Annotated in this window: 10 protein-coding genes; 7 read left to right on the forward strand and 3 right to left on the reverse strand. The window is 61.6% G+C overall.

From position 1 onward, the window contains the following. A partial coding sequence (locus tag A2Z13_00050; protein OGP75909.1) for a hypothetical protein occupies positions 1 to 887 on the reverse strand: 887 nt, incomplete at its 3' end. A gap of 189 nt (positions 888 to 1,076) precedes the next feature. On the opposite strand from A2Z13_00050, the gene A2Z13_00055 reads away from it, so the two are divergent. The 7 genes from A2Z13_00055 to A2Z13_00085 all read left to right on the forward strand — a co-directional run bounded on the left by A2Z13_00055 (position 1,077) and on the right by A2Z13_00085 (position 11,270). Further along, positions 1,077 to 2,435: a sigma-54-dependent Fis family transcriptional regulator gene (locus A2Z13_00055; protein OGP75910.1), complete on the forward strand. Its 1,359-nt coding sequence runs from the start codon at positions 1,077 to 1,079 to the stop codon at positions 2,433 to 2,435. Positions 2,436 to 2,565: 130 nt separating this feature from the next. Next, positions 2,566 to 3,186 (forward strand): hypothetical protein, encoded by a 621-nt coding sequence (locus A2Z13_00060; GenBank protein OGP75911.1) that lies wholly within the window; start codon positions 2,566 to 2,568, stop codon positions 3,184 to 3,186. A gap of 47 nt (positions 3,187 to 3,233) precedes the next feature. Continuing rightward, a complete protein-coding gene (locus A2Z13_00065) occupies positions 3,234 to 5,030 on the forward strand; it encodes a hypothetical protein (protein ID OGP75948.1) in 1,797 nt (598 codons plus the stop codon). A gap of 183 nt (positions 5,031 to 5,213) precedes the next feature. Next, positions 5,214 to 6,938 carry a potassium-transporting ATPase subunit KdpA gene (locus A2Z13_00070; protein ID OGP75912.1) on the forward strand — a complete coding sequence of 575 codons (1,725 nt, stop codon included), beginning with the start codon at positions 5,214 to 5,216 and terminating at the stop codon, positions 6,936 to 6,938. Positions 6,939 to 6,953: 15 nt separating this feature from the next. Beyond that, positions 6,954 to 8,975 carry a potassium-transporting ATPase subunit B gene (locus A2Z13_00075; protein OGP75913.1) on the forward strand — a complete coding sequence of 674 codons (2,022 nt, stop codon included), beginning with the start codon at positions 6,954 to 6,956 and terminating at the stop codon, positions 8,973 to 8,975. A 13-nt stretch (positions 8,976 to 8,988) separates the two neighbouring features. Further along, positions 8,989 to 9,570, forward strand: a complete 582-nt coding sequence (locus tag A2Z13_00080; GenBank protein ID OGP75914.1) for a potassium-transporting ATPase subunit C — start codon at positions 8,989 to 8,991, stop codon at positions 9,568 to 9,570. Between the two features lie 2 nt (positions 9,571 to 9,572). Continuing rightward, the gene (locus tag A2Z13_00085; protein ID OGP75915.1) at positions 9,573 to 11,270 is read left to right on the forward strand and encodes a PTS sugar transporter subunit IIA; all 1,698 of its coding nucleotides are present in this window, start codon (positions 9,573 to 9,575) and stop codon (positions 11,268 to 11,270) included. Between the two features lie 14 nt (positions 11,271 to 11,284). On the opposite strand, the gene A2Z13_00090 is transcribed toward A2Z13_00085, so the two are convergent. Next, on the reverse strand, positions 11,285 to 12,331 hold the full coding sequence (locus A2Z13_00090; protein OGP75916.1) for an RNA 3'-terminal-phosphate cyclase: 1,047 nt from the start codon (positions 12,329 to 12,331) through the stop codon (positions 11,285 to 11,287). A 19-nt stretch (positions 12,332 to 12,350) separates the two neighbouring features. Next, entirely contained in the window at positions 12,351 to 13,757 is a 1,407-nt protein-coding gene (locus tag A2Z13_00095; protein ID OGP75917.1) for a hypothetical protein, read from the reverse strand. Positions 13,758 to 13,835: the final 78 nt, after the last annotated feature.

The following is a 13,835-nucleotide window of genomic DNA, read 5'->3' on the forward strand; positions in this document are numbered from 1 at the left end:
CCTTCCGCGTACTCCTTGAAAGCGATCCGAAGCTCATCGTGCGTGTTCATGACGATGGGTCCGTACCAGGCGACCGGCTCGCCGATCGGCTTCCCCGACACGAGGAGGAATCGGACCGGCCCGTCTTCCGTGGTGACAGCCACCTCGTCCCCGTCGCCGTAATGGACGAGGGCCTCCGCCCCGCAAATGCATTTCCGTTCCATGTCGTACCAGTTCCTCCCGACCGCCTCGCGGGCGAAGGGGTCCCGCTCCGGATCGAAGAAGCCGTTCCCGTCGACGACGTAGGCGAAGACGGTGTGCCCCCGCTTCACCGGGCGGGTGAAGGTCGTTCGCGCCGGCACGGTAACGTCGAGGTACTCGGGGTCGGTGACGATGTCTCTCACCGGCCCCTGGATGTCGTTGACCCGACCACAGAGGATCCTTGCCGTGACGCCGTTTTCCAGGGCGATCTCGGGGATCTGGCTGCTTTTTATCTCCCGGTAGCGGGGATCCATCATCTTGTGGGAGGCGGGGAGGTTCGCCCAGAGCTGAAACCCCCACATGCGGCCCTCCACGTCTCCCTTCGGCATCTCCTGGTGGATGATGCCGCTTCCCGCAGTCATCCACTGCACGTCGCCGGGGGAGATCACCCCCCGGTTCCCCATGCTGTCACCGTGCTCCACGTCCCCCTGGAGGACGTAAGTGATCGTCTCGATCCCCCGATGGGGATGCCATGGGAAGCCAGGGAGATACCTGGAGGGGTCGGCGGAGTGGAAATCGTCGAGGAGAAGGAACGGGTCGAGATGCGGCACCTGGTCGTATCCGAAAGCCCTCTTGAGGTGGACACCGGCTCCCTCGATAGTGGGCTTGCTTCTCCATACCGTTTTGATCCTCCGTACGGTCGACATGGATTCCTCCTTTGGTTCCGTCCGTTCCGGTCGTAAAATACAATAACTGCAGACAGGATGTCTGTCCAGATGAGCAGCGTCCTCCCGGCGGCGTCCGTCGCATGCCGTGGCCCCGGCTCCACGCCGAATTGGCGTACGTCGACTCCTTTCGGTTTGCGCCGGATTCTCTTTTTTTGTTACAAAGGCATTATGGCTTCCACAACCCGGGAGACCCCTCCGCTCGATATCCTCGTCGTCGATGACGAGAGGAACATCCGCAAGACGCTGACCGTCTGCCTGGAGACGGAGGGGCACCATGTGGCCGCCGTCGGCAATTTCCAGGATGCCGTTTCGGAAGGTTCCAGGCGCTCGTTCGACCTCGCCTTCGTGGACCTTCGGCTCGGCACGGCGAGCGGCCTCGACCTGATCCCCGCTTTGCTCGCCTCGTCGCCTTGGCTGAAGATCATCGTCATCACTGCGTATGCGTCCATCGACACCGCGGTGGAGGCCATGCGAAGGGGCGCGACCGATTACCTTCCGAAACCGTTTACGCCGGCCCAGGTGACGCTTGCGGTCCGAAAAGTGGCGGAAGTCCGGTCGATGGAACAAAGGATCGCGGCTCTTCAGGAAGACCTTGGAAGAGCGGCCCCCGAGGTGGATTTCATCAGCAACAGCCCCAACATGCGGCGGGCCCTGAACCTTGCCAGGCAGGTTGCCCCGACGGAGGCGATCGTCCTCCTGCGGGGGGAGAGCGGAACGGGGAAAACCGTCCTGGCGCGCGCGATTCATGGCTGGAGCCCGCGGGCAGGCAAACCGTTCGCACTCGTTTCCTGCCCTTCGCTTTCCGCGGAATTGCTGGAGAGCGAGCTGTTCGGGCACGTCAAAGGCGCGTTCACCGGCGCCGTCCGCGACCATCCGGGACGCATCGCCGCCTGCGAGGGAGGGACCCTTCTCCTGGATGAAATCGGGGATCTGCCCCTCTCCTTGCAGCCCAAACTGCTGCGTTTTCTGCAGGAGCGGGAATACGAGCGCGTCGGCGACTCCGCAACCCGGAAAGCGGATGTCCGCATTCTCGCGGCCACCAACATGGACCTGGAAAGGGCGGTGCGGGAGGGGAAGTTCCGGGAAGATCTTCTCTATCGGCTCGACGTCATCCGGATCGAGATTCCGCCGTTGCGGGAACGTCCCGAGGACCTGTCCGTCATCGCCGAGCGGCTTCTTGCGTTCTACGGCCGCATCCACCACCGGTGTTTCCTCGGGTTCACCGAAGAGGCGCTGAAATCGCTCAAGGAATATCCGTGGCCGGGGAACATCCGGGAGCTGCGGAACGTTGTCGAACGCGCGTCCATCCTCTGTCCTTCCGACCGGATCGGCATCGAGGTTCTCCCAGCGACGTTGGCGCCCCGGGACGTGCCCCCGAAAATCGGGGACCCGGTTCGCCTGGAAAAGCTCGAAGAGGAGCACATCCGGCGTGTTCTCGCCTCAGCGAAATCGCTGCAGGAGGCCGCTGACATTCTCGGCATCGATCAGGCGACGCTCTGGCGCCGCCGCAAGCAATACGGAATTTAGCCGACTTCGCCTTCCCTTGCATTTTGCAATGACGCTGTTCCCGGACCCTTGCGATAAGCAATTCGCCAGCGGTCTACCAAGTTATTTATACCTAATGATATCAACTGGTTGCTTCTTAATCCCGGCAGGCATGGCCCTTGCCTTTTCTCAATTCGCAAGGGGGCACCACATGAAGATGCGCATCCCGGTCACAAAATATCTGGCGATGATCGGTGTGGTTCTCCTGTTTGAAAATGTTGGTGTTGCCCAGCAGATGATTCATGAGATGGGAAATGCTGAAGGGTTCAGGGAATTGGAGTGGGGAGATTCCATCGGGAAAGCCTCAGAAATATATAACGACTTGTATTTCGAGAAGTACGTGATCTTGAACAGCAAGGAAGATCCGTCGAAAGTGTATGCCCGAAAGAATGAGGAAGGCATGATTCATGGTGTTGCATTCGGTTCCGTTGAGTATTGGTTCAGGGATGGCGCTTTTTTTCAGATCAGAGCGGTACTGCGATCGAAATTCGGTCCGAGAACCCTGGTTACGCGGGCGGAAGATGCGTTTGACACGATATCCAACAGTCTCCAGCATCGGTATGGCAAGCTTTCGGAATATCAAGTTCATTACGTTACCGAATTCATGGCGGTGGTGAGGGAAGCTACCTGGAAAACCGGAATTTCCACAATAACCCTGAAGTACGAAGGTCCCAGGGAAAACAATGAAGATTTATTGATCCTGGAAATACGAAAATCCTTTCGGGGAGGATAATCTTGAACCTTCGCCAAAAATTAGCCCTCGGGTTCGGCGGGCTGCTGATGATCATCGCGGTGATCGGCGTACACAACATCTCGCGGATCACTACGCTTGGGCAATCCATCGATGTGATCCTCCGGGAGAATTACCGGAGCGTGGTCGCATGCCAGGAGATGAAGGAGGCCCTCGATCGGATGGACAGCGGGGCGGTGTTTGTGCTCCTGGGCGCCGAGCAGAAGGGGAACGACCAGATCGCGCAGAACGAGACACGCTTCGAGAAGGCCCTCCAGGTCGGGTTGGGCAACATCACCCTGCCCGGGGAAGGGCAAAAGGCGGAGCTTCTGAAGCAACTCTTCCAGCAGTACCGGTCGGACATCAAAGTGATGGGGAATCCTGCTTTCGGGCGTGAAGCGCGGCGCAAATCCTATTTTGCCGGGCTTCTTCCCTTGTTTCAGCGGATCAAGGACACGGCGGACGACATCCTGCGGATGAACCAGGAGAACATGGTCGCCATGGATGCACGGGCCAGACGACAGGCGTCATCGGTGAGGAGGCAGATGATCCTGATGTTGTTTGCCTCAACGGTTGTCGCCGCCGGTTTCCTGTTTCTCACGGGAAAATGGATCCTTCGGCCGATCACCCGGCTGATCCATTCCGCCAAGGAGATACAGAAGGGAAACCTGGACCTCGTTGTTGAAAGCGCTTCCCGCGACGAGATCGGCCAGCTCTCCGAGGCGTTCAACGAGATGGCGGCAAGCCTGCGCGAATTCCGGCGCACCGGCCAGACCAGGCTCCTGCGCATCCAGCGTTCCACCCAGCAGGCGTTCGACAGCCTGCCCGACGCGATTGCCGTGGTCAACCCGGAGGGAGAGGTGGAGGTGGCGACCGAAGCGGCGAGGGATGCATTCGGCCTGAAACCGAATGTCAGCGTTCGGAATTTGCCCTATCCGTGGATGCCCAACCTGTTCGAAGAGGCCCTTGCAAAGGGACACACCGCGGAACTCAAGGGAGCGCAAGCCGTCCTGCAGCAGTTTGTCGGGAACCAGGAGAGGTTCTACCGCCCCAGGGCCGTGCCGATACTCGATTCCGGCAGAGAACCGGCAGGCGTGGTCCTGATCCTCCAGGACGTGACGCAGCAGCGCCAGCGGGACGAGATGAAAAGCGGGGTGATCTCGACGGTCTCCCACCAGCTGAAGACCCCGCTCACCTCCATCCGCATGGCGATCCACCTCCTGCTGGAGGAAAAAATCGGGGGGTTGACGCCCAAGCAGGCGGACCTGCTGGTGGCAGCCCGGGAAGATTCCGACCTGCTTCACACGATCGTCGAGGAGCTCATGGACATCGGCCGGATCGAATCCGGAAAGGTCCGGATGGATTTTCATCCCGTCCCCCCGCTCAGGATGGTCCTGGAGGGGGTGGAGCCGTACCGCAGCGCGGCCCGCGATCAAGGGGTGTCTCTCACCGTGGACCTGCCGGACGACTTGCCGGAGGTGTGGGCCGACCCGACGCGGATCGCCCAAGTCTTCGCCAACCTCCTTTCGAACGCCCTGAAATACACCCCCCCGGGAGGCAAGGTTTCCCTCTCCGCTAGGTCTGAGGGGGACACCGTCCGGTTTCAGGTTTTCGATACCGGGATCGGGATTTCCGGCACGTATCTTCCCCGCGTTTTCGAGCAATTTTTCCGCGTTCCCGATCAGGGGGCCGGGACGGGGGCGGGGCTGGGACTGGCCATCGTGAAAGAGATCGTGGAGGCCCACGGGGGGACCGTCGGAGTGGAAAGCCGCGAAGGGGCGGGAAGCACCTTCTTCTTTTCCCTCCGGAGAGCGGACCGCACACCCAAGGAGGGTAGCCCATCATGATCGACGCAATTTACCTGGTCGTTCTCGTCGCAACGTTCGGCTTGTGCGCCCTGTTCGCACAGGCCCTGGAAAGGATGTGAATCCATGATGGACATCCTGGTCGGTTTTGTCGGTGTTCTGTTGATCGCATATCTCTTGGTCTCGGTTTTCAAGCCCGAGAAATTTTAGGGAAGAGGTCCTCCCATGGATCGTTTCGGCTGGATTCAACTCGGGGTTTTCCTGGGCGTCCTCCTGCTCGTCACCCGGCCGATGGGCGTCCATCTCTATCGGGTCCTGGACGCGGAAGGGAAGACGTTTCTTGACCCGGTTCTCAAGCCCATCGAACGGCTCTTTTACCGATTCCTGCGGGTCGACCCGAAAGCGGAGCAGGATTGGAAGCGGTACACGGTTTCCCTCCTGGCGTTCAGCGTGGTCGGGGTCGTTTTCACGTATGCCGTCCTGCGATTACAGCACGTTCTTCCGCTCAACCCGCAGCATTTCGGTCTCGTGAGCGAGCACTTGGCTTTCAACACGGCGGTCAGTTTCACCACGAACACCAACTGGCAAAGTTACGGAGGGGAGTCCACAATGTCGTACTTCTCCCAAATGGTGGGGCTTTCTTTTCACAATTTTGCCTCCGCCGCCTCCGGCATCGCCGTGGCAGGTGCGCTCGTGCGCGGGATCGCGCGACACACCGCCAAGACCATCGGCAACTTCTGGGTGGATCTGGTCCGGGTGCACCTCTACCTGCTTCTCCCCATCTGCCTTTTCTATGCGCTTTTCCTGGTCTCCCAGGGGATGATCCAGAACTTCCATCCGTATGTCGCCGCAAAGCTGGTCGAGCCCGGGACCGTGCACACCCAGACCATCGTGCAGGGCCCGATGGCATCGCAGGTGGCCATCAAGATGCTCGGCACCAACGGAGGCGGGGTTGTGAACGCCAACGCCGCGCATCCTTACGAGAACCCGACGCCCCTTTCCAACTTCATCCAGATCCTCTCGATCTTTCTGATCCCCAGCGGACTGACCTATTACCTGGGGCGGATGGTGAAGAACCAGCGGCACGGCTGGGCGGTATGGAGCGCGATGGCCGTCCTCTTCCTGGCGGGGGTTCTCCTCTGCTGGTGGGCGGAAAGCACGGGAAACCCACGGCTCCACGCGCTGGGGATCGACGCCGCCGGCGGGAACATGGAAGGGAAGGAGACCCGTTTCGGAATCTTCAACTCCGCCCTTTTTGCCACCGTGACCACGGACGCTTCCTGCGGAGCGGTGAATGCGATGCATGACTCCTTCACCCCGCTCGGGGGCCTCGTCCCGCTGATCAACATACAACTGGGAGAAGTGGTCTTCGGAGGGGTCGGATCGGGCCTGTACGGGATGCTCGTCTTCGTGGTGCTGACCGTGTTCCTGGCGGGACTGATGGTGGGCCGCACGCCGGAATATCTCGGTAAGAAGATCGAGTCGTACGACGTGAAGGTCAGCGCGCTCGCCGTGCTGATCCTCATTTTCGATATCTTGGGGTTCACGGTATGGGCGGTTGCAAGCCGATGGGGACTTGCTGGTTTGAACAACGCGGGCCCGCACGGGTTCAGCGAGATCCTGTACGCGTTTTCCTCCGCCACGGGGAACAACGGCAGCGCCTTTGCGGGACTCACCGCCAATACCTACTGGTACAACACGACGCTTGGGCTAGCGATGCTGATCGGGCGGTTCTTCTTCATCGTGCCGGTCCTGGCGTTGGCCGGAAACCTGGCGAAGAAGAAGATCGTCCCGGAAAGCGGCGGAAGCTTCCCCGTCTCGGGGGGTACCTTCGTCGTCCTGCTGGTGGGAACGGTTCTGATCGTCGGCGTGTTGTCGTTCTTTCCCGCTCTTTCCCTGGGGCCCATCGTCGAGCACTTCATGATGGTCCATTCCAACGTCGTCTTCTAGAGAGGAATCCCATCCATGGCCGTGAAGAAACATTCCCTGTTCGACAGGGAGATCGTCCAGCAGGCGGTCATTGCGTCGTTTCCGAAGCTGCACCCGCGTACCTTGATGAAAAATCCCGTCCTATTCGCCACTGAAGTGGGGGCCTTCATCACGACCGTCGGGCTCTTTTTCCGACCCGCCGGCGAACCGCTGGGATTCAGCCTACAGGTGGCGATCTGGTTGTGGTTGACGGTGCTGTTCGCCAACTTCGCCGAAGCCATGGCCGAAGGAAGGGGCAAGGCCCAGGCCGACGCGCTCCGGAGAACGCGAACCCAGACGATGGCAAATCGGCTCCGGAAGGACGGCTCGCAGGAATTGGTGCCGGCGGAGCAGCTCCGGAAGGAGGACGTCGTGACCGTATCCGCCGGGGAGCTCATCCCCGGAGACGGGGAGGTGATCGAGGGGATCGCCTCGGTGGACGAGTCCGCCATCACGGGGGAGTCGGCCCCCGTGATCCGCGAGGCGGGAGGAGACCGCAGCGCCGTCACGGGAGGCACCCGCGTCCTGTCGGACCGGATCAAGGTTCTCATCACCGCGAATCCGGGAGAGAGCTTCCTGGACCGCATGATCCGACTGGTGGAAGGGGCCCAGCGCCAGAAGACACCGAATGAAATCGCCCTGACGATCCTCCTCTCCGCCTTGACGATCATCTTCCTGGTCGTCGTCATGACGCTCAAGTTTTTCGGTATCTATTCGGGTGTCGCCTGGTCCGTTACCGTCCTGGTGGCGCTGCTCGTCTGCCTCATCCCGACCACCATCGGAGGCCTGCTGAGCGCCATCGGCATCGCCGGCATCGACCGGCTTGTGCAGAAAAACGTGCTTGCCATGAGCGGTCGCGCCGTGGAGGCGGCGGGAGACGTCAACGTCCTGCTTCTCGATAAAACCGGGACGATCACCCTCGGGGACCGGCAGGCGACCGAATACCTGCCGGCGGAGGGCGTGTCGGTCGAGGAGCTGGCGGATGCCGCGCAGCTCGCGTCCCTGGCCGACGAGACGCCGGAAGGCCGCAGCATCGTCGTGTTGGCCAAGCAATACGGCCTGAGAGGGCGGAATCTCTCGGAGATGCCCCTCGCCCGTTTCCTGCCGTTTTCGGCGCAAACCCGGATGAGCGGTGTCGACATCGACGGAAGAAAGATCCGCAAGGGGGCAGCGGATGCCGTCAAGAATTTTGCAGGCGGCTGTTTCCCCGAGGAGGTCGAGGACGCGGTCACCCGGGTTTCTTTCCAGGGCGGGACCCCCCTCATCGTGGCGGAAGGCAACCGGGTTCTCGGGGTGATCTACCTGAAGGACATCGTCAAAGGAGGCTTGAGCGATCGTTTCGAGCGTTTCCGGGCGATGGGGATCAAGACCGTCATGATCACCGGCGACAATCCTCTGACAGCCGCCGCGATTGCCCGGGAAGCGGGTGTGGACGACTTCCTGGCCGAAGCGAAGCCCGAAGATAAACTGGCGCTGATCCGGAAGGAACAGGCATCCGGCTACCTGGTCGCCATGACGGGGGATGGGACCAACGACGCCCCCGCTTTGGCCCAGGCCGACGTGGGGGTGGCGATGAACACCGGGACCCAGGCCGCCAAAGAGGCGGGGAACATGGTGGACCTGGATTCCAACCCCACCAAGCTGATCGAGATCGTGGAAATCGGCAAGCAGATGCTCATGACCCGCGGGGCGCTGACCACCTTCAGCATCGCCAACGACGTGGCAAAATATTTCGCCATCCTCCCGGCCATGCTGATCGGGGTGTTCCCGGTGATCGGGCCGTTGAACATCATGCGGCTTGCGTCGCCCCAAAGCGCCATTCTGAGCGCGGTCATCTTCAACGCTCTCATCATCGTCGCCCTCATTCCCCTGGCCTTGCGCGGGGTGCGTTTCCGGCCGTTGAGCGCCGCGGAGATGCTGCGCCGCAACCTGCTGATTTACGGATTGGGTGGGGTGGTTCTTCCCTTCCCCGGGATCAAACTCATCGATCTGGCGGTGAACGCGTTCCACCTTGCGTAAGGAAGGAGTCCCCATGAAGAACCTGATCGCGGAACTGCGCAAATCCTTCGTTGCGACGCTGTTCCTGGTCGTCCTGTTTTGCGGTATCTATCCCGTGGCGGTCTGGGTGATTGCCCAGGGGTTGATTCCTCACAAGGCCAACGGTTCACTGGTCGAAATAAACGGCAGGGTCGTGGGTTCGTCGCTCCTCGCCCAGGGATTCAACGGTTTTGCCTACTTCCATCCCCGTCCTTCCGCGGCGGGGCAGGGTTACGACGCCGCCAATTCCTCGGGCACGAACCTCGGACAGACGTCGAAAAAGCTGATCGAGGATGTGAAGCAACGGGTCGCCGGCTACAGGGAAGAAAACGGCCTGCCGCCGGATGCCCGGGTGCCGGCGGACGCGGTGACGTCCTCGGCGAGCGGCCTCGATCCTCACATCAGCGTCGAAAATGCGATGCTCCAGGCGGGCCGGGTGGCAAAGGTACGTGGCATGAGCCTGACGGCCGTTTCGCAAAAGATAAGGAACCATACCGAGGGGAGGGACCTTATGATATTGGGAGAGCCCCGGGTGAACGTGCTGATGCTCAATCTGGACCTCGACGGTAAAATGTAAACATGCTGCTGGAAGAACGAGCCGATACCTTCCTCCGGATGATCCGCCGCGCCGAGCGCGGGCGGCTCAAGATCTACCTCGGTTACTGTCCCGGCGTCGGGAAGACCTACCAGATGCTGCTGGAAGGCCGCCGGATCAAGGAAGAAGGAATCGACGTGGCGATCGGCTTCCTGGAAACCCATGGCCGGACCGAAATCGCGAACCTCGCCGAAGGGCTGGAAACGATCCCCAGGAGAAAGACGGAATACCGGGGTGTTCCCCTGGAGGAAATGGACCTGGATGCCGTCCTTGCCCGGAAGCCCCAGGTCGCCCTTATCGACGAACTTGCCCACACCAACGTTCCGGGAAGCAGGAACCCGAAGCGATACCAGGACATCCAGGATGTTCTGGCCGCGGGGATCCACGTCATCACCACGTTGAACGTCCAGCATCTGGAAAGCCTCTACGACACGGTGGAGCGGGCCGTCCACGTCAAGGTTCGCGAGCGTCTGCCGGACAACATCGTTGCCGAGGCGGACCAGATCGTGAACGTGGACGTGACGACCGAGGATTTGCAGAAGCGCCTGAAAGAAGGCAAGGTCTACCGGGCGGACCGGATCGAGGCTGCGATGGGCAATTTCTTCAGGACCTCGAACCTGGAGAAACTCCGCGAGCTCACGCTGCGGGAAATGGCCTCGCAGATCGACCTGCGGAGACGGGAGGCTGTGGAGCAAGAGGCAGCGGCTCCCGACCAGGTGATGGTCGCCTTGAGCTCCCGCGGCCCAAACAGCGAAATGCTGCTCCGCTACGCATCCCGCCTGGCGGGAAAGCTCAACCGGAACTGGTACGCGGTCTACGTCCAGACCCCGTCCGAGGAGCCCACGGTGATCGACGCCCATACCCAGCGCATCCTTTCAGGAACCCTGACCCTCGCCAAGCAGCTGGGGGCGATGGTGTTCACCTACAAGGGGGAAGACATTACGGGGACGATCCTCCGTTTCGCGAAGGAGTACCGCGTTGGGACCATCGTGGTCGGCACGCCGACACCGAAACCGCTTTGGAAGACGATTTGGAGAAAAAGCACCGTCGAACGCCTGATTCACGAAGCGAAGGGACTCACTGTGGTGATTCTCGATACGCGCAAGGAGGAACCTTCCGGGATCATGGCTCCTGAGGAAGAGGCAGGGCCGCCCGTCGCCGCGTCGTACGTTCCGGTTTCAACAGGAGCTTCGGCGTTGAGCGGATTCCTCTCTCCCGAACGGATCGTCGTCTGGGACCGGCCCGCGGAAAAGGACACCGTTCTTCGAACCCTGGCGAAGGCGGCGGTGGCCGGCTGCGGAGAGGTGGATCTGAATCTGGTATTGACCAACATCGCGAAACGCGAGGAGCAAGGGTCCACCTTCCTGAACGAAGGCATTGCCTTGCCTCATGCGCGCATCGAGAACCTTCCCCAAACTGTCGTCGCTATCGGGTTGACTCGGAAAGGGGTAACGGATGTATCCACTTCGATCCCGATCGAATACGTCTTCTTGATCCTGTCCCCGGCGGAGTCGCCGGAGACCCAGATCCAGATCCTGGGGCAGGTCAGCAGGGCTTCCCGCAACCGGCAACTGGTCCAGAACCTGGAATTGTGCCGCACTCCTGCAGAAGTCTTGACCGCCTTCCGTGACTGGGAAACGTCACAAGGTGCCAGCCCCCGGAAAACCGGAATAACGGGTTGAACGATCAGGAACGCTTAACGGCTCTTCGAATGAATTTTCAAGCTTCCGGGTCTTCCGGGTTCGCCGTCGATGGAGTGCGTGAACGCGTGGAAGAGCCCGGTTACCCAGAGGTTGGTCAGGAGGTGCTGCGTGATGCGGGATGTTGTGAAGTACGATTCCTCACCGCAGATCGAAAGATAGAGGGCGATCTGATCCGGCAGGTGGGGGTCCAGGGCCGAGCCCGTGGAATGATACCGGAGAAATTCCGCCGCCGCCTCCTCCCCGACCGTCTCGGCGCGCTTCCCGATCGCGCCGAGGGAGGTGAACCCCGCGGCTGCATTTTCGGATGCGGCGTGAAGGAACAGGAACGTCCCCTGGCCGGGAGTCGGCGCCTCCAGGAGGTCGATGCGCACCCCGACCTCCGACTCGCCGATTCGGGAACGGATTTTTTCCATTGCAGCCTTCCTTTGCCGTTCCGCGATCGACCTGGGGAGTCGACCGACGGCGGAGGACCCGGTGATCGCAAGGAGTTCCCCTCGTTCCGCCATCCGCAAGGGGAGGATTTTGGCCGCCGGGCGGATTTCCGCACCGATTTTCCCCCCTCCCCGCGGATAGAATCCGTATGACTCGATGGACAGCCGGACCTCCAGCCCCATCTTCGCGAGGGCCGGTGCGAAGACGTCGGAAACGTAAGGATAGGAGGGGCTGAAGGGAACGTGCGTCCCCCCGGTGAGCGTCACCGTACTCCTGCTCTCCGCGAAGAGCAACGGAGGAAGCAGGGTTTGAAGGACGAGCAGGGTGGATCCGGCGGTCCCGACGTCGAAGGCATAATCGCCTGCCTTTACCTCGCCGGGGGAAAAGGTGATCTCCGTTGAACCCGTGCGATCCCCGGTGACCTGCGCACCGGAAACGGCTTGCGCCGCCCGGACGCCGGTCAGGTGCTGAGGGCTGAGGCCCGGCTTCTTACGGTTCCTGCGGATATTGATGATCCGGAACGGTTTCCGGAACATGCAGGAGAGCGCGAGGGCAGTCCTCAAGATCTGTCCGCCGCCTTCCCCGTGGCTCCCGTCGATTTCGATCATGCCTTTCGTTGCTGTCCGTTCAGCTTGTCCCGTACCTTCGGAGAATGTCCCAGTACGCCCCCCGGTATCCTTCGCGGATGGCGTCCACGAGCAGCTGGTTGGCGTTGTAGTTGTAGTTGCTCGCGGGTCTCGACGGATCGAAGAACAGGAAGCGGGGATCGCCCCGAGTAAGCGCGTCGAGCAGGTCGAAGAGAAAAGGCGCGATCCCGGGGTCGATGTAAAAAACCGGCCTGGAGAGGTCCTCCCCGCCGATCAGCCCTTTCTTTCGCTCCCCCTGCAGGACCCATCCGGCCAACTTCGTTCCCGGGTAGACGCGCGCGCCCGCAGCGACGCCCGCACGGTCGGGACCGGCTCTTTTTACCATGTCGATCGTGCGAACGATGCTCTCCCGGGTCTCCCCCGGAGATCCGATGAGGAGGTCGAACATGACGGTGATGCCGGCCTCCCTGCAGGACCGGGCGGCGAGGAAGATGTCCTCCGACCTGAAGCTCCGCCCAAGCCTTCGCAGCATTCCGTCATCGCCGGAGTCCACGCCGAAGTTGATCCCTAGGCACCCCGCCCGGCGCATCAGGTTCGCCAATTGCGGGGAGAAGGGAGCCGGGGCGCAGTAGGCGTACCAGCAAAGCTTCTCGCCCAGGCCTCGCCGCAGGATTTCCCGGCAAACTTCCATCGCGTGGGCTTCCGGCACGTTGAACTCGCTGTCGCAGGTGTGGGCATGGTCGATTCCCTGCGCGAGCAGGCGCGTGATCTCGTCGGCCACTGCCGCCGCGGGACGCAGTCGGGAGGTCTTCCCTTTCGCCACGGGGTCGGCGCAGTAGACGCAGCCGCACGGACAGCCCCGCTTCGTTTCGAATCCGGCCTGACCCCCTTCCCGGAAGTACCTGCGGTTGTCCAGGAATCCCCGGCTCATCGGCGGGAGATCCGCAAGGGGAGGGGTTGAAACGGCATTGCGGTGCCACCTCCCGTTTTTGCGAAGGATGAGGTTGGAAAGGTCGCCCCAATCTTCATCCCTTTCCAGCCTGGCCGCGAGTTCCGGCAGGGCGAACTCTCCGTCCCCCCAAATGCCGGCGTCGGCCCCGCACCGGTCCAAAACCTCTTCCGGCATGATGGAAAAGCCGACGCCTCCAAGAAGGATCAGCCCTCCGGTGTGTTCGCGGACGGTTCTCGAAATGGCGGCGTGTTCCGGGAGGAAGGACTCCCGGCTTGCGAGTGAACAGTCGTCCGTGTTGCGGATCGAGATCCCGACCAGGCCGTACTCCCTCCGGGAGAAGAAGGACGCGACGGCCTGTTCCCATCCTTCCTCCCAGCAGAGGTCGAGGATTTCCACCTCCTGCCCGGATGCGGCGAGCGCCTCGGCCACGTAATCCAGCCCGATCGGCGCGATCGGCGGTTGGATCCGGTTGGTGTTCACAAGGGCGATGCGCATAGCTTCCAGACTGGCATATCGGCCGGCCAATTCCAACCGGGGAGGCAACGTGCCGGGGAACCGGCAGCGAGACGAGGG

It is taken from the genome of Deltaproteobacteria bacterium RBG_16_64_85 (genome assembly GCA_001798885.1).
Classification (GTDB): Bacteria; Desulfobacterota; Deferrimicrobia; order Deferrimicrobiales; family Deferrimicrobiaceae; genus FEB-35.